The sequence below is a fragment of the Ruegeria sp. K3 genome (assembly GCF_056531845.1).
Window position 1 is genome coordinate 1 of the sequence record NZ_JBQFMM010000004.1, and the last position, 25,061, is coordinate 25,061.

Annotated in this window: 25 protein-coding genes and 1 tRNA gene; 9 read left to right on the forward strand and 17 right to left on the reverse strand. The window is 57.2% G+C overall.

What is annotated here, in order from left to right:
* Nucleotides 1-184 precede the first annotated feature (184 nt).
* The 4 genes from ACR0MP_RS08550 to ACR0MP_RS08565 are packed head-to-tail and all read right to left on the reverse strand — an operon-like array spanning nt 185 to nt 3,959.
* Nucleotides 185-1,219, reverse strand: a complete 1,035-nt coding sequence (locus ACR0MP_RS08550; RefSeq protein WP_170401173.1) for a TRAP transporter substrate-binding protein — start codon at nt 1,217-1,219, stop codon at nt 185-187.
* 51 nt (nt 1,220-1,270) lie between these two features.
* A complete protein-coding gene (locus ACR0MP_RS08555; RefSeq protein ID WP_170391787.1) occupies nt 1,271-2,590 on the reverse strand; it encodes a TRAP transporter large permease in 1,320 nt (439 codons plus the stop codon).
* Nucleotides 2,587-3,171: a TRAP transporter small permease subunit gene (locus ACR0MP_RS08560; RefSeq protein ID WP_170420973.1), complete on the reverse strand. Its 585-nt coding sequence runs from the start codon at nt 3,169-3,171 to the stop codon at nt 2,587-2,589. The genes ACR0MP_RS08555 and ACR0MP_RS08560 overlap by 4 nt, the downstream gene beginning before the upstream one ends.
* Entirely contained in the window at nt 3,168-3,959 is a 792-nt protein-coding gene (locus tag ACR0MP_RS08565; RefSeq protein ID WP_170401177.1) for an N-formylglutamate amidohydrolase, read from the reverse strand. The genes ACR0MP_RS08560 and ACR0MP_RS08565 overlap by 4 nt, the downstream gene beginning before the upstream one ends.
* A 128-nt stretch (nt 3,960-4,087) precedes the next feature.
* Here ACR0MP_RS08565 and ACR0MP_RS08570 point away from each other — a divergent pair, with 128 nt between their 5' ends.
* The gene (locus ACR0MP_RS08570; protein WP_255611699.1) at nt 4,088-4,951 is read left to right on the forward strand and encodes a MurR/RpiR family transcriptional regulator; all 864 of its coding nucleotides are present in this window, start codon (nt 4,088-4,090) and stop codon (nt 4,949-4,951) included.
* Between the two features lie 844 nt (nt 4,952-5,795).
* Here ACR0MP_RS08570 and ACR0MP_RS08575 read toward each other — a convergent pair.
* A complete protein-coding gene (locus ACR0MP_RS08575; protein ID WP_480886373.1) occupies nt 5,796-6,470 on the reverse strand; it encodes a TIGR04283 family arsenosugar biosynthesis glycosyltransferase in 675 nt (224 codons plus the stop codon).
* Between the two features lie 73 nt (nt 6,471-6,543).
* Between ACR0MP_RS08575 and ygfZ the strand changes: the two genes are divergently transcribed.
* Together ygfZ and ACR0MP_RS08585 are read left to right on the forward strand one after the other, a co-directional pair.
* Nucleotides 6,544-7,281, forward strand: coding sequence for a CAF17-like 4Fe-4S cluster assembly/insertion protein YgfZ (gene ygfZ / locus ACR0MP_RS08580; RefSeq protein ID WP_480886519.1), 738 nt, complete (start codon nt 6,544-6,546; stop codon nt 7,279-7,281).
* A gap of 106 nt (nt 7,282-7,387) precedes the next feature.
* Complete coding sequence (locus ACR0MP_RS08585; RefSeq protein ID WP_480886374.1) at nt 7,388-8,323, forward strand: ABC transporter transmembrane domain-containing protein; 936 nt, start codon at nt 7,388-7,390, stop codon at nt 8,321-8,323.
* A 45-nt stretch (nt 8,324-8,368) separates the two neighbouring features.
* Here the strand turns inward: ACR0MP_RS08585 and efp are convergent, their stop codons facing one another.
* Nucleotides 8,369-8,932: an elongation factor P gene (efp, locus tag ACR0MP_RS08590; RefSeq protein ID WP_170591483.1), complete on the reverse strand. Its 564-nt coding sequence runs from the start codon at nt 8,930-8,932 to the stop codon at nt 8,369-8,371.
* 219 nt (nt 8,933-9,151) lie between these two features.
* Between efp and ACR0MP_RS08595 the strand changes: the two genes are divergently transcribed.
* Nucleotides 9,152-9,472 (forward strand): DUF6280 family protein, encoded by a 321-nt coding sequence (locus ACR0MP_RS08595; RefSeq protein ID WP_008757056.1) that lies wholly within the window; start codon nt 9,152-9,154, stop codon nt 9,470-9,472.
* A gap of 73 nt (nt 9,473-9,545) precedes the next feature.
* Here ACR0MP_RS08595 and ACR0MP_RS08600 read toward each other — a convergent pair whose 3' ends face one another.
* Complete coding sequence (locus ACR0MP_RS08600) at nt 9,546-10,115, reverse strand: cobalamin biosynthesis protein CobQ (protein ID WP_170401185.1); 570 nt, start codon at nt 10,113-10,115, stop codon at nt 9,546-9,548.
* Between the two features lie 60 nt (nt 10,116-10,175).
* Here ACR0MP_RS08600 and ACR0MP_RS08605 point away from each other — a divergent pair, with 60 nt between their 5' ends.
* A complete protein-coding gene (locus ACR0MP_RS08605) occupies nt 10,176-11,633 on the forward strand; it encodes a cobyric acid synthase (protein ID WP_170401187.1) in 1,458 nt (485 codons plus the stop codon).
* Between the two features lie 3 nt (nt 11,634-11,636).
* Here the strand turns inward: ACR0MP_RS08605 and ACR0MP_RS08610 are convergent, their stop codons facing one another.
* From ACR0MP_RS08610 to ACR0MP_RS08620, 3 genes are all read right to left on the reverse strand, one after another.
* Entirely contained in the window at nt 11,637-12,374 is a 738-nt protein-coding gene (locus ACR0MP_RS08610; RefSeq protein WP_170401189.1) for a hypothetical protein, read from the reverse strand.
* A gap of 73 nt (nt 12,375-12,447) precedes the next feature.
* The gene (locus tag ACR0MP_RS08615) at nt 12,448-13,866 is read right to left on the reverse strand and encodes a TolC family outer membrane protein (RefSeq protein WP_170391809.1); all 1,419 of its coding nucleotides are present in this window, start codon (nt 13,864-13,866) and stop codon (nt 12,448-12,450) included.
* Nucleotides 13,867-13,961: 95 nt separating this feature from the next.
* The gene (locus ACR0MP_RS08620) at nt 13,962-14,615 is read right to left on the reverse strand and encodes a protein-L-isoaspartate O-methyltransferase family protein (RefSeq protein WP_170401191.1); all 654 of its coding nucleotides are present in this window, start codon (nt 14,613-14,615) and stop codon (nt 13,962-13,964) included.
* A 225-nt stretch (nt 14,616-14,840) separates the two neighbouring features.
* On the opposite strand from ACR0MP_RS08620, the gene ACR0MP_RS08625 reads away from it, so the two are divergent.
* Nucleotides 14,841-14,914 (forward strand) — tRNA-Cys (locus ACR0MP_RS08625).
* Between the two features lie 257 nt (nt 14,915-15,171).
* On the opposite strand, the gene ACR0MP_RS08630 is transcribed toward ACR0MP_RS08625, so the two are convergent.
* The 5 genes from ACR0MP_RS08630 to ACR0MP_RS08650 all read right to left on the reverse strand — a co-directional run bounded on the left by ACR0MP_RS08630 (nt 15,172) and on the right by ACR0MP_RS08650 (nt 20,158).
* On the reverse strand, nt 15,172-15,945 hold the full coding sequence (locus tag ACR0MP_RS08630; RefSeq protein WP_170609333.1) for a citryl-CoA lyase: 774 nt from the start codon (nt 15,943-15,945) through the stop codon (nt 15,172-15,174).
* Nucleotides 15,942-17,129 (reverse strand): CoA transferase, encoded by a 1,188-nt coding sequence (locus ACR0MP_RS08635; RefSeq protein WP_170401215.1) that lies wholly within the window; start codon nt 17,127-17,129, stop codon nt 15,942-15,944. The genes ACR0MP_RS08630 and ACR0MP_RS08635 overlap by 4 nt, the downstream gene beginning before the upstream one ends.
* On the reverse strand, nt 17,119-18,630 hold the full coding sequence (locus tag ACR0MP_RS08640) for a tripartite tricarboxylate transporter permease (RefSeq protein WP_170391820.1): 1,512 nt from the start codon (nt 18,628-18,630) through the stop codon (nt 17,119-17,121). The genes ACR0MP_RS08635 and ACR0MP_RS08640 overlap by 11 nt, the downstream gene beginning before the upstream one ends.
* Nucleotide 18,631: 1 nt before the next feature.
* Nucleotides 18,632-19,114, reverse strand: a complete 483-nt coding sequence (locus tag ACR0MP_RS08645; RefSeq protein WP_170401217.1) for a tripartite tricarboxylate transporter TctB family protein — start codon at nt 19,112-19,114, stop codon at nt 18,632-18,634.
* 66 nt (nt 19,115-19,180) lie between these two features.
* Nucleotides 19,181-20,158 (reverse strand): tripartite tricarboxylate transporter substrate-binding protein, encoded by a 978-nt coding sequence (locus ACR0MP_RS08650; protein WP_170401219.1) that lies wholly within the window; start codon nt 20,156-20,158, stop codon nt 19,181-19,183.
* A 108-nt stretch (nt 20,159-20,266) separates the two neighbouring features.
* On the opposite strand from ACR0MP_RS08650, the gene ACR0MP_RS08655 reads away from it, so the two are divergent.
* From ACR0MP_RS08655 to ACR0MP_RS08665, 3 genes are read left to right on the forward strand one after another with little or no spacing between them, the layout of a single operon-like run.
* Nucleotides 20,267-20,935, forward strand: coding sequence for a response regulator transcription factor (locus ACR0MP_RS08655; RefSeq protein WP_170401221.1), 669 nt, complete (start codon nt 20,267-20,269; stop codon nt 20,933-20,935).
* Nucleotides 20,925-22,292: a sensor histidine kinase gene (locus tag ACR0MP_RS08660; RefSeq protein WP_480886377.1), complete on the forward strand. Its 1,368-nt coding sequence runs from the start codon at nt 20,925-20,927 to the stop codon at nt 22,290-22,292. Before ACR0MP_RS08655 ends, ACR0MP_RS08660 begins: the two co-directional genes overlap by 11 nt.
* The gene (locus ACR0MP_RS08665) at nt 22,271-23,269 is read left to right on the forward strand and encodes an ABC transporter substrate-binding protein (RefSeq protein WP_170401224.1); all 999 of its coding nucleotides are present in this window, start codon (nt 22,271-22,273) and stop codon (nt 23,267-23,269) included. Before ACR0MP_RS08660 ends, ACR0MP_RS08665 begins: the two co-directional genes overlap by 22 nt.
* Before the next feature lie 123 nt (nt 23,270-23,392).
* Here the strand turns inward: ACR0MP_RS08665 and ACR0MP_RS08670 are convergent, their stop codons facing one another.
* Both ACR0MP_RS08670 and ACR0MP_RS08675 read right to left on the reverse strand, forming a co-directional pair.
* Nucleotides 23,393-24,004: a class I SAM-dependent methyltransferase gene (locus ACR0MP_RS08670; RefSeq protein ID WP_170648128.1), complete on the reverse strand. Its 612-nt coding sequence runs from the start codon at nt 24,002-24,004 to the stop codon at nt 23,393-23,395.
* Nucleotides 23,997-25,004 carry a glycosyltransferase family 2 protein gene (locus ACR0MP_RS08675; protein WP_480886379.1) on the reverse strand — a complete coding sequence of 336 codons (1,008 nt, stop codon included), beginning with the start codon at nt 25,002-25,004 and terminating at the stop codon, nt 23,997-23,999. The genes ACR0MP_RS08670 and ACR0MP_RS08675 overlap by 8 nt, the downstream gene beginning before the upstream one ends.
* Nucleotides 25,005-25,061: the final 57 nt, after the last annotated feature.

The following is a 25,061-nucleotide window of genomic DNA, read 5'->3' on the forward strand; positions in this document are numbered from 1 at the left end:
CCATCAAACGGCCCTGCATATCGACCATGCATACCAATACGGTGTCGATTTCCCCGGCAGAAATCTGCGCCTTAAGATGCTCGAATGTCAGCATACAATACCTCTGTGATATGCGAGAATTTTCGACGAAAATTCTTTGTCCCTGTAACGACCGGCCCGCGAAAGAACGGGCCGGTCCAGTATTTTATCCGTAACGATAGGGCCGCCCGGCCTTGAGCATTTCGGCGTTGTAGCGCTTGAAGATATCCACGACCTTTGCCTTGGTATCGGATTCCGCAGCAATTTCGTCCCAGAACTTAACAGCAGCTTCTTCAACCGTCGCCCACTCTTCATCCGGGATGGTCGTCAATTGCATCTTGGTACCGTTAACCCGTAGGTTGGCCTCGCCGCCCCAATACCACCACTGGCGGTAGTAGTGCGACTGGTCACAGCAGACCTTGAACAGAGTTTGCAGATCTTCCGGCAGCTCATTCCAGCGATCCATATTGGCAAAGAAGTGGCCGGCCCAGGCCCCCGAAATATTGTTGGTTAGGAAGTAGTTAGTCACATCCGCCCAACCCACGGTGTAGTCTTCGGTGATGCCCGACCAGGCAATACCGTCCAACTCGCCGGTTTGAACTGCAACTTCGATGTCTTCCCACGGCAGTGTGACGGGTACCACGCCAAACTGGCTGAGGAACCGGCCTGCTGTCGGGAAGGTGAAGATGCGTTTGCCCTTCATATCCTCCAGCGAATTGATCGGATCCTTGGTCGCAAAGTGACACGGGTCCCACGCGCCGGCGCTGATGTGTTTAACGCCAACCTTCGAATACTCTTCGTCCCAGATTTCGTTCAAGCCCCACTGGTTGAACAGCACCGGTACGTCCAGCGAATAGCGCGAAGCGAACGGGAAGTAGCCGCCGAAAACAGTGACTTCGGTGGGCGAAGCCATCGAGTCATCATCCGATTGAACCGCGTCGATGGTTCCCTTCTGCATAGCGCGGAACAGCTCTCCGGTCGGGACCAGTTGATCGGCGTAGAACAGCTCGATCTGCATACGGTCACCGGCGATCTGGTTGAACATCTTGATAGCCGGGTCGATCACATGCTCGGCCAGTGCAGGACCGGCATATGTCTGCATCCGCCATGTGATCGTGCTTTGCGCCAGTGCAGGCGTTGCCAAAGGTGCCGCCGCAACCCCTATCCCCGCAGTTTTCAGAAACTTACGTCTTGTCGTCATGTCAATTTCCTCTCCGTTTAAGTTTGGGTGCCCGTGTGTCGGGCCTTCTGGTTAATTTCCGTAAACATACCCGGGCAGCCACAAGGCGATCTCGGGAAATATCATGATTATTGCGAGCGCCAGGATCATCACCCCGACAAAGGGCACGATTGAGCGGTAAATGTCCCGCAGGCTGATTTCTGGCGGAGCCATTGCGCGCATCAGGAACAGGTTGTAGCCGAATGGCGGCGTCATATACGCGATCTGGGTGGTGATGGTGTAAAGTACACCGTACCAGATCAGATCGAAGCCAAGCGCCCCCACGAGCGGCACATAGAGCGGCGCCACGATGACGAGCATTGCGGTGTCGTCCAGGAACGTGCCCATGATGATAAAGCTGAGCTGCATCAGGATCAGGATCAGCCACGGTGACAGCCCCAACTGCTCGGTGAACAGGTTCTCGATGGCCTTGACCGCGCCCAGCCCGTCAAACACCGCGCCGAAGCCTAGCGCCGCAAGGATGATCCACATGAACATGCACGAGATGGCCAAGGTTTGCTTGGTACAGTCCTCGAAAATCTTCCACGTCATCCGACGTTTGAGGACTGACGCCACAAGCGCCGCCAACGCTCCGATGGCCGAACTTTCTACCAATGAGGTCCAACCGTTCACGAACGGCAGCATCATCGCAGCGAAAATCATCAATGGCAGTGCCCCGGCCCAGAGCAGACGGAGTTTCTCGGACCTCGGGACCTCGTGCGCGTCTTCCATCGCTGGTCCCAGATGCGGTTGAAGCCGGCAACGAATCCAGATGTAGAGGATGAACAAAGACGCCATCAGCAGCCCCGGCACAATGCCTGCCAGCCAAAGTTGACCGACGGGTTGCCGCGCGATCATGGCATAAAGCACCAGAACTACCGAGGGCGGCACAAGAATTCCCAAGCTCGACCCGGCCTGAATGACCCCCGTCACCATGGTCTTGTCGTATCCGCGCCGCAGCAGTTCAGGCAGCGCAATCGTCGCCCCGATGGCCATACCGGCCACGCTAAGCCCGTTCATGGCCGAGACCAGCACCATCAGGCCGATGGTGCCGATGGCAAGCCCACCGTTCACCGGCCCCATCCAGACGTGGAACATGCGATAGAGGTCATCGGCCAGACGACTTTCGCTCAGGACATAGCCCATGAAGATGAACATCGGCAGGGTCAGCAGCGGGTACCATTTCATCAGCTTCATCGCCGCCGAAAACGGAATGTCCTGCCCGCCTGTCCCCCAGAGCGCCAGTGCCGCAATGGCTGCGACGGCACCAATGGCACCAAAGACGCGCTGCCCTGTGAACAGCATCAGCATCATCGAAGCGAACATGAAGATTGCGATAAATTCCTGGCTCATGCCCGCGCTGCCCCGATCTCTTGCCCGTTGATCCGCGCAATGTCTTTGAAAAATTCTGATATCGCCTGCAGCAGCATCAGGAAGAAGCCGAAGACCATGATCGCCTTGACCGGCCAGATGTATGGCCGCCACGCGGTGGAGGATCGTTCTAGCCGTCCGACCTCTTCGCTGCCGGTCAGAAGGCCTGTGAAATAGGCGACAGGCTCATCACCCCAATAGCCCAGGCTGTACGCCGTGGATCCAAGCCCACCGTAGAACAGTACACCCAGATAAAGGATCAGCAGCAGTACCGTGAAGGCATCGAACCAGGCTTTCCGGCGATGGCTCCAATTATGATAAAACAGATCCATTCGCACGTTCGAACCCAGTTGGATCGAATACGGCCCCCCCATGATGTAATAAGTCACCATCGCAAACTGCGCCATTTCTAGCGTCCAGAGCGAAGGCAGAAAGAAGGTCTTCGAGATCGAGGACCACAGCAGGATGCCCATCATCACGAACAGGCCCCACATCATGACCCGCCCGATCCGGTAGTTCACCGCATCGACTACACGCACATATGCTGACATTGCCTTGATCATTCGCCCACCCCGCTACAGAACGGAGCAATGGTACGATTGATCCACGGGGCCAGACAATCGGCCATGACCCGCTGCTGCTCGGCCGTCTGAATCAGATCATTCCGGATCTCGATCATGACGTTCAACAATCGGTTGGGCGCTGCGTGAAGATCCAAAGTGTGCGCCACCCCGTCTGCCGCCGAATAGGGTTCGTTCAATCGAGTAACCAGGGGCAGCTCGTGCGCGGCGCTGGCCAACATCGCCTTGGCAAAGCGGGCGTCCTGGCCATGCAGCAAACCAAGCTCAACATCGCGCGGTGTTCCGCGGTATATCGGCGTGAAACTATGAACCGTCACCATGAGTTTTAGCGTGCGGTGATGACGGATCAGAACATCCTCTAGCCCTTGGCAAAACGGCACATATACGCCTTCAATCCGCTGCTGACGCGCATTGGCGCTCAGTTCAAGGTTCGCCGGGATCGGTGTGTCTTCACTGCATTCCGGCATAGCATCGGGGGCTTCAGGAGGGCGGTTGCAGTCATAAACCAGCCTCGACACCCCGCCATGCACCAGCACGCCGTTCAACTGCTGCGCCAGTGCCTGTGCAACCGGCAGCGCGCCCGGGTCCCACGCGATATGGCTGCGCAGTGCCTCGACACTTAGCCCCATGTCCCCCAGTCCGTCCGGGATACGATGCGAGGCGTGTTCGCACACCACCACAACCGAAGGCTCTTCCGGCGCGTCGTCGATGTGAACGACGGGACCGAAATCAGGCTGAGCAGAGGTGAGAGTGGCGCTACGTGATTCCATTTGGAAAAAATTCCACAGAGGTTCTTAACCTGTCAATAAATTTCCTGTATAAAATTCCCCAAGTCAGATTGCATTGTCAAATTTTCCACATAAACATGGGTAGAAAGGGAAAGGAGTATTCCGTGCGAGTGACAGAAAGGCTCCTTGCGCATCGCGAAATGATGACACCGACCGAGCGGCAGTTGGTCAACGTGCTGCTGGATGATTACCCCATGGCAGGGCTTGGCAGCATTACCGAGCTGGCCAGTATCGCCTCGGTTTCCACCGCCACGGTTGCGCGGATGCTTCAGAAAACCGGCTTTGATGGCTATCCGCAGTTTCAGTCCGCGATACGTAGCGAAGTGAAAGAGATGATCTCGGGGCCCGTCGCCAAACGGGATGTCTGGCAGAATGACTTACCTGAAGAACACATTCTCAACCGCTACTCCCGCCAAGCGCTTGAGAACCAGCGGCGTTCGATTGATGAGGTCGACCCGGATGAGTTTGACAGTTTCTGCCGTATGCTTTGCGATCCCAAACGGCGTGTTTTCATCACCGGCGGACGCATAACCGGGACCCTGGCGCAATATCTCTACCTCCACCTGCAGATGATCCGTCCTGATGTGAAGCTGCTGTCAGATGCAGCGTCGTGGACTCACGATCTGCTCGAAGTGCGCGAAGGCGACGTGCTGGTGGCCTTGGATGTGCGGCGTTATGAGAACACTACTTTGTTGATCGGGCAGCTTTGCCATGAACGCGGGGCCGAGGTTGTCCTGCTGACGGATCAATGGCGATCCCCCATCCACCGGCTGGCGAAACACACCTTTGCGGTAAGGATCGCAGTGCCTTCGGCATGGGATTCCATGACTTCGCTAATGGTGCTATTGGAATGCGCCATTGCCGAAATGCAGGAACGTCTCTGGGACAGTGTCAAGCAGCGCACGGACGAGTTAGAGCAGGCCTTTGACCGGACGAAGCTGTTTCGCAAGTTCGGCCAAAGCTCGGGGTCCTGACGTCAGGTAGCGACGTTTCATAAGGTACAACTGCGCGTGAGCCCTGTTGTCAGACGCTGCGCAGACCGTACACTCCAGCCTATGACATTCATCGCTGAAAACCAATTACCTCTGCTGATACTGGCCTTTATGATCGGCCTGTTTGGCACAGGATTTCTGTTCCGCAAACCTGCAGGGCATCGGGCGTGGAAACTGGCGGATCTGGTCTGGGTCGTATTGGGTGGGATCGGTGCGCTGGTCGCCGTGTTGGCCGGGCTTTACACCTCGGACAGTTCGCGGCTGGACCGGCAGATCGACGTTGCCTATGCCGCCACGCTTGCATTCGACCGTGATGCCGCGCGGTTTCGGCTGCGGTTTTGTGACCCCGCGTATGACCCGGATACGGCTGTATTGTGCGAAAAGGTAGAGTTCCTGTCCGCCTCGACCGCCAGCAACGCCGATTTACCGTTGTTTATCGCGGTCACGAACGAAGTGGCCCCGCTACAGGGGTTACATTTTCTGTTCGGCCGCACGTCCAAAGATGACATGGATGAGGCCCGCGAAATGGCCGCGAAAGCGGATGCCTTCAGCATCGATCAATTCCTCGTCTTCACATCTCTGGACGACGATACACAAACCGCTATCGACAACATGCGGCGCAAGGTGCCTGCGATTGCCGGAGATTATCTGATCCTGGCCCAAAGCTATGACGATCTGATCGAACAGGTCGGCAAGCTCAAGGATGAATGGGAATATCTACAGGCGAACGCGCATATTCTGGTGCTGCAGATCATTGCTCTGTGTCTGGTTAGCTTTGCGGCACCGTTCCGTCTGGGCAAATCCATCGTTGAGCTACGCACCGCCTTCAACGCCGATACGACTGCGCCAGAAGATGCGGATCAGCCCCCAGAAAGTACCGCGCCAGAGTCCAAAGGTTCCGCGCGCCCCGCCGAAACCAACCCTGACGGATATAGCGTTCCGCACTCGTAACCGCGTCCGCCTTCAATAGAACCGGACGTTGCAACGCGCGGATCAAGGCGACGTCCTCCATCAGTGGCTGATCTTGAAAGCCCCCCACGGCGTTGTAGTCCTTGCGACGCACCAACAGCCCTTGATCCCCATAGGGCAATCCGAACACACGGCTACGCAGGTTGGCCCAACTGGCAACCCAGCGGGCAGCAAACCCGCTGGCGCGAAATCGTAATCGGAAGGCTGCGGGTCGGTCCGAACTCAGATGTTCTGCCACCACAGCGCTCCAACCTTGTTGCAGCTCCGTGTCGGCATGCAGGATCAATAGCCAAGCGCCCAATGCCTCGGTACATCCACGCTGCAACTGCCCGCCGCGCGACGCCGGGCCCGTAACGATCCGCGCGCCTGCTTCATCAGCTATCTCAAGCGTCGGGTCTTCCGAGCCACCATCGCTTACGATCAACTCTCGGATCAGGCCTGAATGAAGCCCTTCCATCAACGCCTGCAGCGTACCCGGCAAGTTTTGCGCCGCGTTCAGGGTCGGAATCACGATACTGATCGGGGCGGACATGTCTGAAACCCTCTGGTCATGGCGGCGCGATCTCCTATATCACGAGGCCAGACGAATTGACGAGGATCAACCCATGTCCAATCGCCGCATTCTGCGACTGTCCGGCAAGGATACCGACAGCTTTCTGCAGGGGCTGATCACAAATGATGTGCGGCGGCTGGATGACGGGCTGGTCTATGCCGCCCTTCTGACCCCGCAGGGCAAATATCTGGCCGATTTCTTTCTCAAACGAGACGATGAGTCGGTTCTGCTGGATGTGGCCGAAACGCTGGCCGACGGGCTGGCCAAACGACTGACGATGTACAAGCTGCGTGCAGATTTGGCCATCGACCAGACCGACCTGAACCTGCAACGCGGCACCGGCCCCGCACCCGAGGGCGCCCTGCCCGACCCCCGGCACCCCGATCTGGGATGGCGCGCCTATTCCGCCGCGCCGGAAAGTGATGACGGAACGGACTGGGATGCGATCCGCGTCCGTCATTGCATCCCCGAAACCGGCATCGAGCTGACGCCAGACAGCTATATCCTTGAGTCCGGTTTCGAAGCGCTGAATGGCTTGGACTTCAAGAAAGGCTGCTATGTCGGTCAAGAAGTCACTGCGCGCATGAAGCACAAGACCGAGTTGCGCAAAGGTCTGCGCGTTGTCGAGATTGCAGGTGCCGCGCCGGTCGGGGCCGAAATCCAATCGGGTGGCAAACCTGCAGGCGTATTGTTCACGCAATCGGGCGGTAAGGCGATCGCATATCTTCGATTGGATCGCGCAGGCAACGACATGCAGGCAGGTGACGCGACGCTAAAATTGCCAGGTTGAGTTTGTTGCCGAACCGGCACGCCCATTCTTTTGAAACTGTTTGCGTATTTGACGCTGCCGGGCCGCGCGGTATCACTGGCTGCAATTGGCCATACGGGATACGTGCATGTTTCGCCTCTATACCGCGATATGGCGTGTCAGCGCCGGACGGCAGATCATTCTTATTCTGCTGTCATTGGCGGTGGCTGCGCTGGCGGCTGCGCCGTTGGAATTTCAGCGCGACATCGTCAATCACCTGACGTCTGACAGTATCGAAGTGGATCACCTGCTTTTGCTGGGTGCCGGGATGATGGGTGTCATCCTGCTGAGCCTCGTGTTGAAATGGATACTCGGGTATCGCGCCGGAACGCTGGGCGAGGACCTCATCCGTCTGATCCGGGGGCGCTTGCTTGTCCGTTCAATCGACATCAGCGAAGAGGGGAACGACCTCCGTTCGGGTACGATGACAACGGCCATATCCGCTGAGGCGGAAGAGCTGGGCAAGTTCGCAGGCGGTGCGTTTTCTGACCCGGTGGTGCAAATCGGCACATTGATCAGCGTGATCGGCTATATCTCATCCACCCAACCGGGGCTGGGCTTGATCGCGCTTTCCATGATCGCACCCCAAATCATTATCGTGCTGGCCTCTCAGCGAAAAGTGAACATCTTCGTGGCCGAGCGTGTTCGAATCCTGCGCAGCGCGACCGACCGCTTGACGCACGAGGATATCGAGGCGGCATCGCGAGCGATTGAGAAACAGTTCGACGAGATATTCGAGACCCGCCGCAAGATGTTCATCTGGAAACTCTCGGCCAAGTTCCTGCTGAGTGTCATCAATGGCGCAGGGACTGTTGGGATTCTGATGCTGGGCGGCTGGCTGGTGCTGCAGGGTAAAACCGACGTCGGCACCGTTGTGGCCGCGATAAGCGGTCTTGGCCGCATTCAAGGACCAACGGCGTTCCTGATCGCATTCTACCGACAGGTCAGCGCCAATCGCATCAAATACGAACTTATGCTGGAGCTGTTTGGCGATCACCCCGAGCGCTATCGCATTCGCACATAAAAAAAGGGCCGCAGAGCGACCCTTTTGCACCGAATAGTCGCTTGCTTAAGCGCGTTCGGAATATTCCATGGTCTCGGTATTCACCACGATCATTTCATCCTGCCCGACAAAGGGCGGCACCATGACCTTGACGCCATTGTCCAGAACCGCAGGCTTGAACGAGTTCGCCGCAGTCTGCCCCTTCACAACCGGCTCGGTCTCGACGATCTTGCAGGTCACTTTTTGAGGCAGCGTGGCGTTCAGCGCCTCGCTTTCGTAAAATTCCACCACGATGGTCATGCCGTCCTGCAGAAACGGGCGGCGCTCACCCAGCAAATCCGAAGGCAGTTCGATCTGTTCGTAGGTCTCGGAATCCATGAACACCAGCATGCCATCGGATTCGTACAGGAACTGCTGATCCTTCTGCTCAAGGCGCACGCGTTCGACTTTGTCGGCCGAACGGAACCGTTCGTTCAGCTTTGAGCCGTTGCGCAGGTTGCGCAGCTCGACCTGGGCAAAAGCGCCGCCTTTGCCGGGCTTTACGTGATCCACTTTGACCGCCGCCCACAGTCCGTCATTATGCTCAAGCACATTGCCGGGGCGAATTTCGTTCCCATTTATCTTGGGCATGACTTAAATCCTTCACAAACGGTTGATGCGTCAGTTCTCGTCCCTATATCTGGCGTGACCACACCTGACAAGACAACGAAACCTAGTGCTGCACCTGCAGCGAGCCATGCAAATGACGCAACGCAACTATGCATTTTAGGTGTATCCGAATCGCATGTAATAGGTCATAAGGACCGTCACGCCGAAAATTGCAAGAGCAAGAAAAACAGGAAAGACGAGATGAGAGATTTCGTTGACGGCACTGCCTTTAACAACGAACAAGGCAATCGTGCACGCAAACTTTTCGCAGCCGTTGTACTGGCTGCTCTGGATGATGCCATCGCCGACGACAAGAAGTATGGCAACGGACCGGAACAAATTGCCCGTTGGGCACGTTCGCGCGATGGGCGCGAAGTACTATCGTGCGCCGGCATCGACCCCAATGAGCGGGTTGTAGGCGGGCTGATGGAATTTGTTGGTCGCGGCGTACGGACGTCCGTCGCCCTGTCCCGCGAAGAAAGCGAACGCCGGAATGCGGCTCAGCAGGCCGAAGCTGCCTGATTGTTCCCCGCATCCGATTGAAAAAACGCGCCCTGACATCGGGGCGCGTTTTTCTTTGGGCTGATTGGTCAGATCAAAAATACATGATCCATTGCCACGCCACCCAAAGCTCGGCCGTCAGTAACAGCGCAAAGAACAGTTTTGCCGAAACCGACAGGCCGCGCTGCCAAAGCACCACATAGGCGGCAATGCAAATCGTCACTGAGATCGGCGCGATCCAAGCTGCATGATGTGTGCTGTCCCAATAGCTGATCGGACTGTGAAAGACCCATGAACTGATCGGCCAGAACTGCGGTCGGCCATCGCCTGCGTGCAATAGGAAATCCATCACCAAATGAAGTATCCCTGCGGATGCGCCAATGGTCAGCAGGTGCCAGCCGCGCCACAGCCCGAGTGCAAGTGCCACTCCCCACAAAATGAACGAGTTATCGATGGCGAATACGGTTTGCCACGCGGCTGAAAAGTAAAGCTGATCAAACACCACCTGTGCCGGGATGTTCAGGATGTGCAGCGAAACGCCGGCCATCAAGTATAGCGACAAATCCGGCAACAAGGAACCAAACAGAGCTGCCCATAGCGTCGCGCCCCGGGCCGGGCGGGCAAAAACAGCAGCACCGATCAAAAGATGCGCAGGCGTATTCATATGGGGCTTTTCCTTTGGCCTTAAATCAGGTCATCTGCGCCCGAGCATAGGAGACAGGCCATGGCGCGGTCCATCATGATTCAAGGCACCGGCAGCAATGTCGGCAAATCGGTTTTGGTGGCCGGGTTGGCCCGTGCCTATACGCGACGCGGGTTGCGCGTGGCTCCGTTCAAGCCGCAGAACATGTCGAACAATGCCGCTGTTACGGAAAACGGCGGCGAAATCGGGCGCGCGCAAGCCCTGCAGGCGCGGGCGGCCAAACGACCGACGCATACGGATATGAACCCAATCCTGCTCAAACCCGAAACCGATACCGGCGCGCAGATCATTCTTCAGGGCCAGCGCGCAGGCACGATGAAAGCGGGCGATTATCGCAAGGACAAGTCCAAGCTGCTGGGGGCAGCTCTGGAAAGCTTTGAAAGGCTTTGCAGCGACGCTGATCTGGTGTTGATCGAAGGCGCGGGTAGTCCGGCAGAAACTAATCTGCGCAAGGGTGACATCGCCAATATGGGATTTGCCTGTGCCGCACAGGTTCCGGTGGTTCTGGTGGGCGACATTCATCGGGGTGGCGTGATCGCTCAGATCGTGGGGACGCAAGCCGTCTTGGAGGCCGGGGACCTTGCGATGATCCGGGGCTTTGCAATTAACCGCTTCAAGGGCGATGTCTCCCTGTTCGATGAAGGGCGCGACGATATCGCATCCCGGACCGGCTGGCCCTGTATGGGCGTGGTGCCCTGGTTCCATGATGCATGGAAGCTGCCGGCAGAAGATATGATGGACATCCGCTCTCATACCGGAGGGGCATGCAAGATCGCTGTGCCTCAGCTTGAGCGGATGGCCAATTTCGACGATCTCGACCCGCTTTCCGCCGAACCGGGCGTTACGGTCGAGATCATCCCAGCAGGCCGCCCCCTGCCCGGAGATGCCGATCTGGTGCTGTTGCCGGGCAGCAAGTCTACAATCGGCGATCTGGCCTATTTCCGCGCGCAGGGCTGGGATATCGACCTTTATGCCCATGTCCGCCGCGGGGGTCATGTTCTGGGCCTGTGCGGGGGTTATCAGATGCTGGGCAAAACCATCTCGGACCCCGATGGCGTCGATGGACGCCCCGGTCAGGTCGAAGGGTTGGGATTGCTGGATGTCAGCACGACAATGGCCGGAGAAAAGCAGGTTATCCTGCGCTCAGCAACCGCCCTGCCCGGTCATGAACCCGTCAGCGGATATGAGATCCACATGGGCCGTACTGATGGCCCGGATTGCGCTCGGGCCTGGCTGCAGATCGAAGGTCGCCCGGAAGGTGCCGCCAGCGCCAATGGGCGCATACGCGGCAGCTATCTGCATGGGATTTTCACCTCGGACACGTTTCGCGCCAGCTATCTGGCAGAGCTGGGCGTGACATCGGAAACAGCTTACGAAGACGGCGTCGAACAAGTGCTGGACGACCTTGCCGACCATCTGGAACAGCATATGGATCTGGATCTGCTTCTCGCGATGGCGCAGACGCCACGCACCAGTTAAGCCTCAGTCAATATCCGCTGCGGCGATCGCCCGCGTGATCTCACGCCGAACCATCTTGCGCAGGTTTTTCGTGATCCGTTCGCCCAGCGCGCCCTGCAGCTCTTCCCGGACGATCTGGGCGACGAGTTCGCGCAATTCCTCTTCTCCGATTGTCACATCGGTCGGCTTCTGTGCCATATCTTCCACCACCTCCGGGTCGCGAATAAATGTGGCTTCGGATTTTGGTTCAGCCGCCTGAGACTGCGCAAAAGCTCTGTCTGCCGGCCATTCAACAGCCTGCGTCTTGGTGCCAGAGTAGTCGTCATCGCTCTCGCCATCGGGCTCCCACTGATCCTCGGTGCGCGCGATAGCAGCTTCCAAAGCTTCAATCTTGGCGCTGAGGCTTCCCGCTAGGTCGCGCTTTGGTGCGTCTGCCTTGGCGTCGACATCACCAGCGCGCACAATATCGCTGGGTTGCAGCCGCATCGGTTCGGCAGGGTTGCTTGGCGCATTTGCGGCCTGCTTTGGGGTACTGTCACCCGCGCTATGCTGGGGCATCAGTTTCAAGGGCGCGGCCTTCTTGGCGATCAGCGGTTCATTGCTGACGCGCAGCGCATCCGTTAAAACCAATCGGCCCGGCTTGGCAGCCGGGGCCGTCGGAACAAAGATGAATTCTGATTCGTCATGCGCGTCCTCGTCGACCATTCGCTTAACCGACGAAAGAACGTCCTGAATATTGGCGCTTACAACACGATCTGACATTATTTTCTACCGCTCTAACCTAGGCCCGATTGTAGCCAATCTGAGCCAGCGCCACAACAGGTAGCGATGCCCTTTAGTCGCGGCGCAATGCCTTGAGCACTCGATCCAGATCGCGGCTTTGCTTACTGACCTGCGACGGCGCCTTTTTCACGAGGTTGTAATACAGGGTCGGATCATAGATCTGCACTGCAAGACCCAAACGCTCTGCCGTCAACAGCCCCTGGGCTTGCAGCAGTTCATATGCAGCCCGCGACCGCTCGGTTCGGGATGCTACCTCGGCCAATTGCGCGTCCAGCAAATCCTGCTGGGCATTCAGGACGTCCAAGGTCGTCCGTGCACCCAACGTTGCTTCTTCACGAATACCGTCAAACGCCACCTGCGAAGCACGAACCCGTTCCGTTGACGCCCGCAGGCTTGCAGTTGCCGCCTGAAACGCAGCATAGCGATCGGCAACACCTTGTGTGATGTCTTTCTGAACGTTCAGAAGGTTGGCACGCGACGCATCACGAGTTGCCATCGCACGACGCACCGCTGCTGCCAGACCGCCACCAGAATAGATCGGCTGATTGAAGTTCAGTGAGATCGTCGCATCGTTGATGTAATCGTCATTGTCGTAGCTCTCGGTAATGCCCGCATCCGCATTCAGGCTAACATTCGGACCCAGATTTGCACGCTGCTGCTGCACGATCAGGTCCAGCGCACGCACCTGATGCTGTGCGGAAAGAATCGCAGGGTGGTTACGCTGAGCCAAATTCACCGCATCCGCCTCTGAACGCGGCAGGTTGGGCAGCCTTGGCTGGCCAGCCGTCCGCCCAGGTGTCTTGCCAACGGCGTTTACGTATTCAGCCTGAGCAATGCTCAGGTTACCACGTGCGACCGCCAAATCAGCCTGAGAGCTGGCCAATTGTGCCTCGGACAGGGCAACGTCTGTACGTGTAACCTCACCTACTTCAAAGCGATCCTGCGATGCGCGCAGTTCTTCCGCCGACACTTCCACGTTGTTCTGGCGGATCGCAACCGTCTCTTCCTGCAGCAGAACACCCAGATAGGCGTTCGCGGCTCTGATCAGGATTTGTTGTTCAATATCAATAAGAGACTGACGGGTGGATAGCACAGTTTCCTGCGCCGATTGCTTGCCAAGGATGGAAGCGCCACCGTCATAGATCAACTGGCTCAGCGTGAGACCGGAAAAAAAGCTCGAAGGCTCGCGCGTCGTGATCAAGCTGCTCGTGTTGGTGCGCGTGTAATCCCGGCTCACCCGCACGGTCCAGTTGATGATCGGACGCAGCGCTGAGAGCGCAATGGCGACATCTTCATCCGCTGCGCGTAACAAGGCACGGTTCTGCTCAAGCAGGCCGCTGGTGTTATACGCGCCGATGAATGCATCGGTCAGATTATCTGCCCAAACCGACCTTCCGGGCATCACACTTAATGCAACACCAGCAGCCAAAGTCAGGCCTTTGACCAGCTTTCCTGTCGTCGTCCCGCGCATAACTAAGTCCTCTCAAATCGAAATTACGCAACCACCAGCGCAGTTTGCGCCGGTGTTTTCAAGTAATCAAGGCATCAAAATACTTCTATTGCCAACTATAGCGAAAATGCACACTCAGCGCAAAATGCGGGCAAAATCGGTGCGCTAGCATTGAACGCAAATCGCCACGAGACACGGCCTGAGGACTTGAGACCCATACGAACCGTGCCAAGATCACCCTCCATGAACAGGCAAATGATCCGGCCCCCATCCTTGAGTTGATCCAGCAAAGTGTCTGAAAGCTGCTCGACCCCACCCTGAATCATGATCACATCGTAGGGTCCATGCTCAACCGCGCCTTGTTCAAGCGGTCCTTCATGAACAATAGCGTTGTCTACGTCAGCTTCCATCAGAAGCGTCTGAGCTTCAGCCGCCAATGCCGGGTCGGATTCCACGGCCACAACCAACTCTGCCATTCGTGCGGCAATTGCGGTTGAGTAACCCAGCCCCGGAGCGATATCCAGCACCACTTCATCATTGGAAATGTTGACTGCGTCCAACATCTTAGCCAGCGTCCTGGGCTCAAGCAGACAACGTCCATCACCCAACTCGACCAGATCACCAACATAGGCTGCCTCACGTTGCGCATCCGGCACGAAATTTTCGCGCGCAACGCTCAGCATCGCATCAATGATAGGGAACTTGGTCACATCCGAGGGCCTGACCTGAGTATCAACCATCGTAAGGCGCCGGGCTGCGAAATCTGTCATGTGATCGCTCATTCCTTATCAGACTGTTATCTGGCTTTTGCCACATCCGCCTGCCTGCAGCAACGGGCCAGATTGCATTTCCGGGCGCGGCAAAAACGTACCATTGGGGTATTGTCAAATTTCCAAACAAGACAGAAATAATCGCCCTCAAGGCTATGGACGTTCATCCTGAAAGCTGATAGAACGCCGCTCACACCACGGCAAGTTATTGATATTGCTTAAAAAGGCGAGTTGGCGGAGTGGTGACGCAGCGGATTGCAAATCCGTGTACACCGGTTCGATTCCGGTACTCGCCTCCAATTCACTCTAGATCATTGACTTAGGGCGAGTACGTTGTCCGCCTTGTGCGCATTTTCCTGGAAAACGACAACTCGCTACGCCAGTCCTACCTGTGTCAGCTGCGACGTCACTTCACCCAAATTATCCAGCTCCTGTACTACGCAGTTCTGGACGGTGTTGGCCGCAAGGCGAAGGCTCTAGCCACAAACTATGTCGCTGTGTTTCAGAATCTGGATAAAAGGCATCCGAAGCCATGAGAAACGACAGGCGGCATACCTCAACTTCCATCGCCTAGATATGTCCAGCGATAGTGGGGCGGCGTAGGGCCTTTGTTGCGTCCGCCTTGCTGGGTCTGCTCCCAGGCATGGGCCAGAATGCCGACCGACCGCGAAAGGCAAAATAAGCCTCGTGCCAATGGCGGGGCAAAGCCTAGCTCTGCATAGATCACTGCCGTGACACCATCGATATTCATCGGCACCGGCTTGCCTTTCCGGCGCATCAGGTCGGTTTCCACGGCTTGCCCGACTTTCATGAACCGACCTTCGCAGGCGTCCTGTTCGACTGCATCAGCAACCAGGGCCATCAGCCGGGGTGCGCGCGGGTCCGTCGGTGTATGGAACCGATGCCCGAAACCCGGCAGTATCTTCCCGCGTTCGGCGATCCAGTCGTCCAATGCCTGTTCTGGGCCTTCGGCATGGGCGTCTACAAAGTGATAAAGCTCCATCGCCTGCTCGCCGGCACCACCATGGATGTCACCCAGCATGTTAACAGCACTCGCCATCGCGTTGTTAAGAGACAGCCCGCAGGTCACCGCCATTCGTGCAGCCGCGATCGAGGGGGCTTGCGGGCCGTGATCCACGGCGGCGACCAAAGCGGCCTCGAACAATCGAGCCTGCGCAGGTGTCGGTCTGTCACCCCGCACCATCAACCAAATCATTTCAGCGAAACCCAGATTGCCGATCAGGTCTTGAATCGGCTGGCCACGCAGTTCAATGCGCCCGGGCTCCATATCGATGATGGCGGTGCGCCACCAATCGGCAACATCGCTCATATCACCCTCTCATGTCGCAACGTTTCGATCTCTGCGTCCGACAGTCCAAGCTCGGCCCAAATCGAGAGGTTGTCGGCCCCAAGATCCGGTGGCGCGGATCGTGGCATGCGGCGTGCGCCATCAATGACCACTGGGCTGCCCGCAAGGCGTAACCTCTCTCCGTGCGCCGACAGAGTTCCAATCAGCCCGCGACCTGAGAGTTGATCGTCGGACAAAGCCTGCGGCACCGTCATAACCGGCCCGGCCGGTACACCCAACGCATTCAACTCTTGGACCCAATCACTGGATGGACGGGTAGAAAGCGTGCGTTCCAGCTCTTGACGCAATTCATGCCGGTTGGTCTTGCGATCCTCGCGGGTTAGGTAGTCCGGATGCGTCAAAAGGTCGGCGCGGCCCAGATGTTGGGCGAGCGCATGCCATTGTTCGTCGCGATTGGCGGCGATATTAATAGGGTTGTCGGATGTGGCAAAAGTTCCGGACGGGGCCGAGGTTGTGTTTTCGTTCCCATGCGGCGCAGGAGTCACGCCACCGACCAGATAGTTGGACACCACCCACCCCATGGTCGAAACCACCGCCTCGTTCATTGCGACATCAAGGAATGCCCCGCGCGGGTTGGCATTCAAGGCCGCGCTTATGGCAAAGGCCGCCGTCATCCCGCCGACGGTATCTGCCAGAGGATAGCCGACCCGGTAAGGCGCGGTATCCGACGCACCTGTGATTGACATGACACCGCTGATCCCCTGCACGATCTGGTCATAGGCCGGGTCATCCCGGCGTGGTCCATCCTGACCAAACCCGCTGATGGCACAATAAATCAGTCTGGGGTTCTCGGCGCGCAGAACCTGATACCCCAGCCCAAGCCGGTCCATCACGCCGGGCCGGAAGTTCTCGACCAGCACATCGGCAGTCTTGACCAGCCGCTTGAGCAGAGCCTTTCCCCGATCAGCCTTCATATCCAAAGTCACGGATTTCTTGTCTGCATTCTGCGCCAGAAAGCTGATGCCCATGCCGGCCTTGTTCCGATCAGGATCCGCCCCCAGCACACGGGCCAGATCTCCGCTGCCGGGGCGTTCGACCTTGATCACTTCGGCCCCCATCAGGGCCAGTTGGTAGCAACAATACGGCCCGGCCAGGACATTAGTCAGGTCAAGAACCCGGATGCCTGAAAGTGGCTCAGTCGCCATCGGCCACGCCTGCCGCTCGCGCCTTGGCGCGACGTGCGCGGTAACTGGGCAACAGCACCAGAAGGAGGGCAATCACCAACAGGCCCAGCGTCATCGGACGTTCCCAGATAAAGGCGATGCCGTCATACAGCTGCATGGAACGGGCGAAGTTATCCTCCATCATGCCGCCAAGGATGAAACCGATCAGCAGCGGTGCCAGAGGGTAATCGGCAAATTTCAGTGCTGTGGCGCAGACGCCGAAGCCGACCAATATCAGCAGTTCCGTGGCATTGTTCTGCCCGATATAGGCCCCCATGAGGGTGAAGAACAAAATGAACGGGATCAGATAGTTGCGCGGTACTGCAAGCACCTTGGCGATATAGGGGATCAACGGCAGGTTCAGGATCAGCAGCACCAGATTGCCAATGAACATCGACATGATGACAGCCCAGAATACCTGTGGCTCGTCGATCATCAGGCGCGGACCCGGTGTCACATTCAGCGCGATCAGGGCGCCCAACAAAATGGCCGTAGTTCCGGAACCTGGAATGCCGAGCGTCAGCAACGGAACAAAGGAACCGGTACAGGCAGCATTGTTAGCTGTCTCGGGTGCTGCCAGACCTTTGATCGAGCCTTTGCCGAACTCCTCCTGCTCTTCTTTCGGGGCAATATTGCGTTCAACCGCATAGCCAAGGAAACTGGCAATCGTTGCCCCTGCCCCCGGAAGCACACCGATAAAGAAACCCTGCACAGATTGGCGACCAACCACCGGAGCGATGGCCTTTGCCTCGGATCCTGTGATGCGCAGGTCCTTGATTTCGCCTTCGTCGCCTTGCAGGTCCTTGGGTTTGAGAACCAGAAACAGCGCTTCGGGCAGGGCAAACATCGCCATTGCAAGCGTGATGAAACCAAAGCCGGACTGCAGATCCATGATCCCCATCGTGAAACGCGGCAAGTTGAACAGCGCGCCCTCGCCGACGGTGGCCATGATCAGCCCGAGAATGGTCATGACAATTGCCTTGGCCACCTGCCCGGTTCCCGCAAAAGCGGCGATGGCGGACAGACCCACTACCATCAAGGCAAAGTACTCAGCCGAGTGGAACAGCAGTGCGACCGAGGATAATGCAGGCGCAAAGACCATCAGCAGCAGCGCGCCTATCGTACCCCCGGCGAAACTGGCGATAGCGGCAACTGTGAGCGCCTTCCCGGCTTTGCCCTGACGAGCCATCGGATAGCCGTCGAAGCTTGAGGCCACGGTTCCCGCGACCCCCGGCGCGTTCAGAAGAATGGAAGATGTCGAGCCACCAAAGATCGCGCCGTAATAGACACCGGCAAGCAGGATCAATGCGGCGGACGGATCGCCCATCGAAATGGCGACCGGAATCATAATGGCGATGATCGACATCGGCCCAAGACCGGGCAGCATGCCGATGAATGTACCAATCAGACAGCCCGCTATGACCATCAACAAGTTTTGGATGGAGAATGCCGTTTGTAGGCCGATCAACAATCCTTCAAGCATGTCAGCCTCCGAAAACGCCCGGCAAGGGTCGCATGTAGATGCCAAGAACCTCTTGCACGAGGTACCAGACTGAACCTGTAGCGATTACGGCAACCGGCAGCATGACGTGCCATTTGCGTTCGCCCAGAATGAAAGAACCGAGGATCAGGAACCCGGATGTCGAGATCAGAAATCCAACCGGACGCAGGCACAGCGCATAGGCAACCATCAAAGCCAACAACAGCAACGCCTGGCCCAGATGATATTCGCCCAGCCTCCTATAATCGATATCAGCCTCTTTGGGCTCAGCCTTTTCAAATCCCAGCAAAATAATCGTTGTGGCAATTATCCCCAAAATCGACAGCACCTTGGGAAAGGTGCTCGGCCAAATGGGGTTGCGCTGCATGAAGGGGGGCAGACTGCCATCCATCGTGAACCAGGCGGTGTAGCCATATGTCAGGCATATGCCCAGCAAAACGAGCGCGATCCAGCGATCCAGCGCCATGTTTCCCCCTCCTTTGATTTATTGTTGGTTGAGGCAGAGCGGTTGCCCGCTCTGCCCGAGGTATCCTTACAGGAAACCCAACTTTTTCATCAGATCGCCGATCTGCTTTTCCTGCTGTTCCAGGAACGATTGGAAATCAGCACCCGAGTTGTGGATGTTCACCCAACCGTTACGGGCGCGGACCTCTTCCCACTCAGGTGTGTCATACATCTTGGCGATGGCTTCTTGATAAGCGACCAGCTTGTCGTCGGGCAGACCAGGAGCAGCAAAGAACCCACGCCAGTTCACGAAAGTTGTGTCGATGCCCTGCTCTTTCATGGTCTGCGCATCAGGGGCTGCATCCACTCGCTCTTCTGCGGTGACGCCAATGATCTTCACCTCACCCGCATTCGCCAGATCGACAGCCTCCGAGAAACCGGTCGATAGCGCGGCGATCTCACCGGACAGGAGCGCGGCCATCGCTTTGCCACCTGCATCATAGGGGATGTATTTCACGCCCAAAGCGTCCTTGCCTGCCGCTTCCATAACCATGGCCGCGACCAGATGGTCCATCCCACCCGGCACAGAACCGCCGCCAATGGCCGTTGTACTTGGATCGGCGTCATACGCGGCTAGCAGGTCCGCCATTGAATTGATGGGGCTGTCTTTGCCCACAACAATCGCGGCGTAATCGCCAATCGTGCCCGAGACCAGTGTCAGGTCGCGGAAATTGTGCGGGAACACTCCGGTCAGAGAGCGGATCACGATCGGGGTCGAGTTGACCATAAGCGTGCCGTGGTTGCTGTCGGCGTTTTCGATCAGATATCCGATGGCTTTACCACCGCCGCCGCCCGACATGTTTTCGTAGGATGCAGTTCCCACGAGACCCGCATTCGTCAGCGCCTCACCGGTGCCACGGGCCGTGCCGTCCCAGCCGCCTCCTGCGCCACCGGGGATCAGAAAGTGGATGCTATCTACGACCTCTTCAGCGAAAGTCGGTCCAGCCAGACCAATAGCGGTCACAGCCGCGATTAGGGCGCGACGGCCCAGTTTGATTGTCGTCATGAATTCCTCCCGTTTGACAACCGGCCGCAGTGCGGCTCAGATTATTCGAAACCTAAACACATCAACCTGACATCAACCTGTCATGGGTGAAATTACTATTGGATCCCGATGAAATTCCTCTTGGTCGAAGACAATCTGGACCTCGCCAATGCCATAAGTTCGCGCATGCGACTGGACGGGCATGTGGTTGATCACGTAGAGAAAATAGAAGATGCTGTGGCCTTTGTTGAAATCGATGAGTATGACCTGATCCTGCTGGACATCATGCTTCCCGACGGGGACGGGCGGGATTTCCTCAAACGGCATCGCGCCAGCCATCTGGACACACCTGTCATCGTTCTGACCGCCCGCAGTCAAGTGTCGGATCGAATCGGCTCACTCGATCTTGGGGCGGACGATTATGTCACCAAACCCTTCGACCATGCCGAACTTGAGGCGCGCTGCCGCGCAGTGCTGAGACGCAAATCCGGCAAGACCAAAACGACGATTGAAATTGGCGGCGTCGTCTTTGATCCGGTTGCAGGTCATTTGACGGTCGGCGACGATATCGTCTCGCTTCGCAACCGCGAACTGCGCTTGTTGGAACTGCTGATCAACGCCCCCGGTCAGGTGTTTTCTAAGCAGAAGCTGGCGGACCGGTTGTTCTCCTACGACGACAATGTTTCGGACAATGCCATCGAGGTCTATGTCGGCCGACTGCGCAAGCATCTGGAAAAATCGGAGCTCAGGATCACAACGTTGCGCGGTTTGGGCTACAGGCTGGATCATGGCAACTAATCCAAACGTTTCCGGATCACTGCGAAACCGTCTTGCGCTAACGCTAATCGGCGGTGCCGCGATTCTGGCCCTTGTGCTGTTCTTTGCTGTCCGCGACTATGCAGTTCAGGTTGCCCAGCAAGGTCAGGACAACATTCTGGGTGCCTCAGTCACCTCGATCCTCGACGCCGCGGCGCTGCGCGGAGGCGAGCTTGAAGTCGATATCCCCTATGCTGCCTTTTCAATGCTGAGCACGCCGTCGGACGACCGGGTGTTTTATGCGATCTTTCAGGATGGCGAGTTCCTGTCCGGCTACGAAGACCTGACCCCAACTCAAGGACCCGCTGATGGAAAGTGGACCTTTCGCTTCGGTGAGGTGCGCGGTGAAAACGTTCGTCAGGTCAGTGCCAGCCGCACACTGGTTGGGCTGGGAAATCAGACAGAAATCGAAGTGGCCTTGGGACAGACCCAAGATGCGCTGTCGGAGACGCTGGATCAAATCTCACGCAATGCCGGCCTTTTGGGATTGGGGTTCTTTGTGCTTGCGGCTGTATTGTCCTTCTGGGTGAGTTCGGCCACCATCGGCCAGCTCGACAGATTAACGACATCCGTCACCCGTCGGGGACCGCAAGATCTCAGCCCATTCAAAAAACCAGTACCGCGTGAAATGGCGCCTTTGGTGTCATCGCTGAATTCGCTGATGGGACGCCTGGACCAGTCTCTCAGCCAATCCGAGGACTTTATCGCCGAGGCCGCCCATAGGGTCCGCACCCCGCTGGCAACGGTCAGGTCTTATGCCGAGGCGACGCTGCAACGGGTCGAGAGAGAAGACAACCGCGAGGCGTTACGATCAATGATGCGCGCCATCGACGAAAGCTCTCGGGCTGCGGGGCAACTACTGGATCACGCCATGATCACATTCCGCGCCGACCATCTGGAGCGCGAGGATATCGATCTGGTGACTCTGATCCGTGAGCTTGTCCAGCGCTTGACGCCCATCGCTGAAATGAAAGACCTTTCGCTTGCTTTGAGCGGCGAACCGCAGGTCATGTATTCGGGCGACCCCATCCTCATCCAAAATGCGGTGCGGAACATGGTAGACAATGCGCTTAAATATGCGCCAGCGGACAGTATCGTAGTCATCGATGTCGCAGGGTCACCCACAGCCCGGATCACGGTCAGTGACCAGGGGCCAGGCTTTCCGCCAGATGAAATCGAAACGCTCACAAGACGTTTCGAACGTGGTCAGAACGCGGCGGGAACCATCGGATCGGGCCTCGGGCTAACCATTGCCCAGGACGTCGCGGTCGCCCATGGCGGCACGCTGGTACTGTCAAACAAAGCGGAGGGCGGCGCATGCGTTATCTTGTCACTCTGATCCTGTGCCTGTTCGCCAGCGGCGCAGGGGCTCAGGATTGGGAAGACCGACAAATATTCAACGAAAGTGCCGACGGCCCCCGACTGCGGGTCATTTCCAGCACCGATACCGCCCTGTTTGCGCCGCTGATCGAGGATTTCGTCGCCCAGAATCCAGCGATATCGGTCGAATATCTGGTGACCGGCACGGCCGATATCGACCGACGCGTCCGAGCCACGCCAGAAGCGTTCGACGTTGTCGTTTCCAGCGCGATGGACCTGCAACTGAAGCTCGCGAATGACGGATATGCGCTGGCGCTTAACGATCTTCCGCACCCCCCTTGGGCGCAATGGCATCAAAGCCTGTTCGCCTTCACTTCGGAACCCGCAACCATCGTTGTCAACCGCACCGCGTTCGAAGGACAACCAATGCCGCAAACGCGGCAGGAACTGATCGAAGCGCTGCGCGCCCGCCCGGATGATTTTCGGGGCAAAGTCGGCACTTATGACGTGCGCCAGTCGGGATTGGGCTATTTGTTCGCCACGCAGGACGCCCGCGCCTCGGAAACCTATTGGCGCTTGATGGAGGTTTTGGGCGGCCTGGACGTGCGGCTGTATTGTTGTTCGGGCGACATGATTAACGACCTGGCGGATGGTACGATCGCGGTGGCCTACAACGTGCTTGGCAGTTATGCGGCGGTACGAACAGAAGGAAAGGATGCCCTTCAGATCATTCTGCCTTCGGATTTTCAGACGACGATGATGCGAACCGCCATGGTAACTGGCAAAAGCCGCTTGCCGGAGGAAGCGGAGACCTTTGTCCGGCACCTGACCACGCTGAATCCGGAATCAATGGCAGCACTGCCACTTCTGGACACGCAGGACTCCACGACCGAAAGCGCAGCGATAGCGCTGGACCCTGCGCTGTTGACGTTCCTCGATACGCTGAAGCGCAGAAAGTTCCTGTCTGCCTGGGAAAGTGCCGCTATTCAAAAATGATCGGACTTAGACAACAACCCTATCCGTCATCGCTGAACTTGTTGCTTAACACTGTTGACGCTGGAAGACATCAGCCAGCCCAGATTACGTCGCACGAATCTATAATCAGAAAATGATCTCGGCTCAAAGTTTCTCGACGGCCACTTGCGCCCCCATGATGGCCTTGAGCCGCAGCCCCGCAGAATGTGCCCCGAGGAATTCGTGGAACGCACGCATCACGTCATCTTTCCACCAACCGCGCCTGTGATAATCGTCAAGCATGATTACGCCGCCTTCGATCATCTTGGGCAGCAAAGCACTCAGATCCGTTTTTACGCCCTCGTAGGAATGGTCGCCGTCCAGATAGGCGAACCCGATGCTTTGATCTTCAAACAAACGCAGCGCTGGTCGCGAATAGTCGCGAATGATCGAAATTTGCCCCTTGGCAATCTCGGTGCTGTATTTGCCCGTCACTGCCTCGTAAATTCGATCCATATCCTTTTGCGTGCGCGCTCCGGCAAGCGAAGCACCGCCATCCGGGTCTTGCTGTACTTGCCAGGGATCGATGAGGCACAATTTCGAGGGCTGCAGCTCTTCCAGCAGAATCCGCGAAAACTCGCCCTTCCAAACGCCAATTTCAACGCTCAGCCGTCCATGCGGCATGGTCTTGAGCATTTCGCGCCGCAGGGAATCCTTCCGCTCGCGCTGCTCAGCTTGCTTCTTGCGGCGATCCTCAGCAGATACAGCTTCACCCATAGACGTCTTCTCCGGTAGAGGAATTTTGCAACGCTTCAACCAGATCAACCCAGTCCGGTCTGGCTCTCAATTCTTCGGCTTTCGACCTGTGCCACTCACATGCTTGGTGATGGAGGTCTGCCAATTGCGGATCTGCCATCATCTCAGATTTGATGTCGTGCATAGCCGGCATGTGTTCCAGAATTGAGCGATCCTCAACATCATTGTGGTTCATCATGAGCCAGTATTTGAGCCCTTGATCCTGCCCCACATGATTGGTGCGCCCACGGTCGCGCTTGACCAAAAAGCTATCAGTGCTGCGCACAGCATAATGATGAATGCGCGCGAATTCATGGCTGAAACCACGCCATGCTTTCCATTTCACTTGGTCTGCTGGGTACAGGTTCCCGCCCGAATCCCGCCACAACACGCCTTCGTATGGCGCGTCAGGGTTCGGTGCATCTTCTGGATTGATCCTGGGACGGTGGGCGCGAAAACGGCTGAATTTTCCGTTGTTGCGGAACAGCGTTTTGAACCCTTTGGTCCGGTGATGCGGATAGCCGTCTTCCGTGGCGGCCTGAAAGAAAGTCTCAGGTACGGGTCGATCAACGAAATCGTTCTGACCCGCGTTTCCGAACATGCGCCAGCAGATCGAGATCGCGTCCGCCACGCCGCTGGCCTCAACGAGGCTTCTTATATCACTATTGGGCAAACGGATATTGATATACTCGTCCACATCCAAACTGAGAATCCAATCCGATGACAGATAGCTTGGGTGATTCCGCGCAAGCGAAAATGCACGAACCTGCGGCGCGGCGCGCGGACCCAGCCTGTTTCGTTCGTGGTGAGCCCAGCCAAGCGCTTGCAACCGTTTGCCCATGGCATCGGTACCATCAGCGCAATCATTGGTATAAATCAGAATGTCATCAAAGCCGATTGCGTGGTTGTAGGCCACCCAATCGATCATGAAAGGCCCTTCGTTTTTCATCGTTGTTACGATGAGAAAGGTCTCATTGGTCATAAGTTGTTCTCTTGCCTGTGCCGGTGACGGATTCCTGTTGACCTATTTAGAATAGCC

What these genes read in the sequence shown, in the direction of transcription:
- ACR0MP_RS08550 (WP_170401173.1), bottom strand. Translation starts at nt 1,219, where the DNA reads ATGACGACAAGACGTAAGTTTCTGAAAACTGCGGGGATAGGGGTTGCG.
- ACR0MP_RS08555 (WP_170391787.1), bottom strand. Translation starts at nt 2,590, where the DNA reads ATGAGCCAGGAATTTATCGCAATCTTCATGTTCGCTTCGATGATGCTG.
- ACR0MP_RS08560 (WP_170420973.1), bottom strand. Translation starts at nt 3,171, where the DNA reads ATGATCAAGGCAATGTCAGCATATGTGCGTGTAGTCGATGCGGTGAAC.
- ACR0MP_RS08565 (WP_170401177.1), bottom strand. Translation starts at nt 3,959, where the DNA reads ATGGAATCACGTAGCGCCACTCTCACCTCTGCTCAGCCTGATTTCGGT.
- ACR0MP_RS08575 (WP_480886373.1), bottom strand. Translation starts at nt 6,470, where the DNA reads ATGTCCGCCCCGATCAGTATCGTGATTCCGACCCTGAACGCGGCGCAA.
- ygfZ (WP_480886519.1), top strand. Translation starts at nt 6,544, where the DNA reads ATGTCCAATCGCCGCATTCTGCGACTGTCCGGCAAGGATACCGACAGC.
- ACR0MP_RS08585 (WP_480886374.1), top strand. Translation starts at nt 7,388, where the DNA reads ATGTTTCGCCTCTATACCGCGATATGGCGTGTCAGCGCCGGACGGCAG.
- efp (WP_170591483.1), bottom strand. Translation starts at nt 8,932, where the DNA reads ATGCCCAAGATAAATGGGAACGAAATTCGCCCCGGCAATGTGCTTGAG.
- ACR0MP_RS08595 (WP_008757056.1), top strand. Translation starts at nt 9,152, where the DNA reads ATGAGAGATTTCGTTGACGGCACTGCCTTTAACAACGAACAAGGCAAT.
- ACR0MP_RS08600 (WP_170401185.1), bottom strand. Translation starts at nt 10,115, where the DNA reads ATGAATACGCCTGCGCATCTTTTGATCGGTGCTGCTGTTTTTGCCCGC.
- ACR0MP_RS08605 (WP_170401187.1), top strand. Translation starts at nt 10,176, where the DNA reads ATGGCGCGGTCCATCATGATTCAAGGCACCGGCAGCAATGTCGGCAAA.
- ACR0MP_RS08610 (WP_170401189.1), bottom strand. Translation starts at nt 12,374, where the DNA reads ATGTCAGATCGTGTTGTAAGCGCCAATATTCAGGACGTTCTTTCGTCG.
- ACR0MP_RS08615 (WP_170391809.1), bottom strand. Translation starts at nt 13,866, where the DNA reads ATGCGCGGGACGACGACAGGAAAGCTGGTCAAAGGCCTGACTTTGGCT.
- ACR0MP_RS08620 (WP_170401191.1), bottom strand. Translation starts at nt 14,615, where the DNA reads ATGACAGATTTCGCAGCCCGGCGCCTTACGATGGTTGATACTCAGGTC.
- ACR0MP_RS08630 (WP_170609333.1), bottom strand. Translation starts at nt 15,945, where the DNA reads ATGAGCGATGTTGCCGATTGGTGGCGCACCGCCATCATCGATATGGAG.
- ACR0MP_RS08635 (WP_170401215.1), bottom strand. Translation starts at nt 17,129, where the DNA reads ATGGCGACTGAGCCACTTTCAGGCATCCGGGTTCTTGACCTGACTAAT.
- ACR0MP_RS08640 (WP_170391820.1), bottom strand. Translation starts at nt 18,630, where the DNA reads ATGCTTGAAGGATTGTTGATCGGCCTACAAACGGCATTCTCCATCCAA.
- ACR0MP_RS08645 (WP_170401217.1), bottom strand. Translation starts at nt 19,114, where the DNA reads ATGGCGCTGGATCGCTGGATCGCGCTCGTTTTGCTGGGCATATGCCTG.
- ACR0MP_RS08650 (WP_170401219.1), bottom strand. Translation starts at nt 20,158, where the DNA reads ATGACGACAATCAAACTGGGCCGTCGCGCCCTAATCGCGGCTGTGACC.
- ACR0MP_RS08655 (WP_170401221.1), top strand. Translation starts at nt 20,267, where the DNA reads ATGAAATTCCTCTTGGTCGAAGACAATCTGGACCTCGCCAATGCCATA.
- ACR0MP_RS08660 (WP_480886377.1), top strand. Translation starts at nt 20,925, where the DNA reads ATGGCAACTAATCCAAACGTTTCCGGATCACTGCGAAACCGTCTTGCG.
- ACR0MP_RS08665 (WP_170401224.1), top strand. Translation starts at nt 22,271, where the DNA reads ATGCGTTATCTTGTCACTCTGATCCTGTGCCTGTTCGCCAGCGGCGCA.
- ACR0MP_RS08670 (WP_170648128.1), bottom strand. Translation starts at nt 24,004, where the DNA reads ATGGGTGAAGCTGTATCTGCTGAGGATCGCCGCAAGAAGCAAGCTGAG.
- ACR0MP_RS08675 (WP_480886379.1), bottom strand. Translation starts at nt 25,004, where the DNA reads ATGACCAATGAGACCTTTCTCATCGTAACAACGATGAAAAACGAAGGG.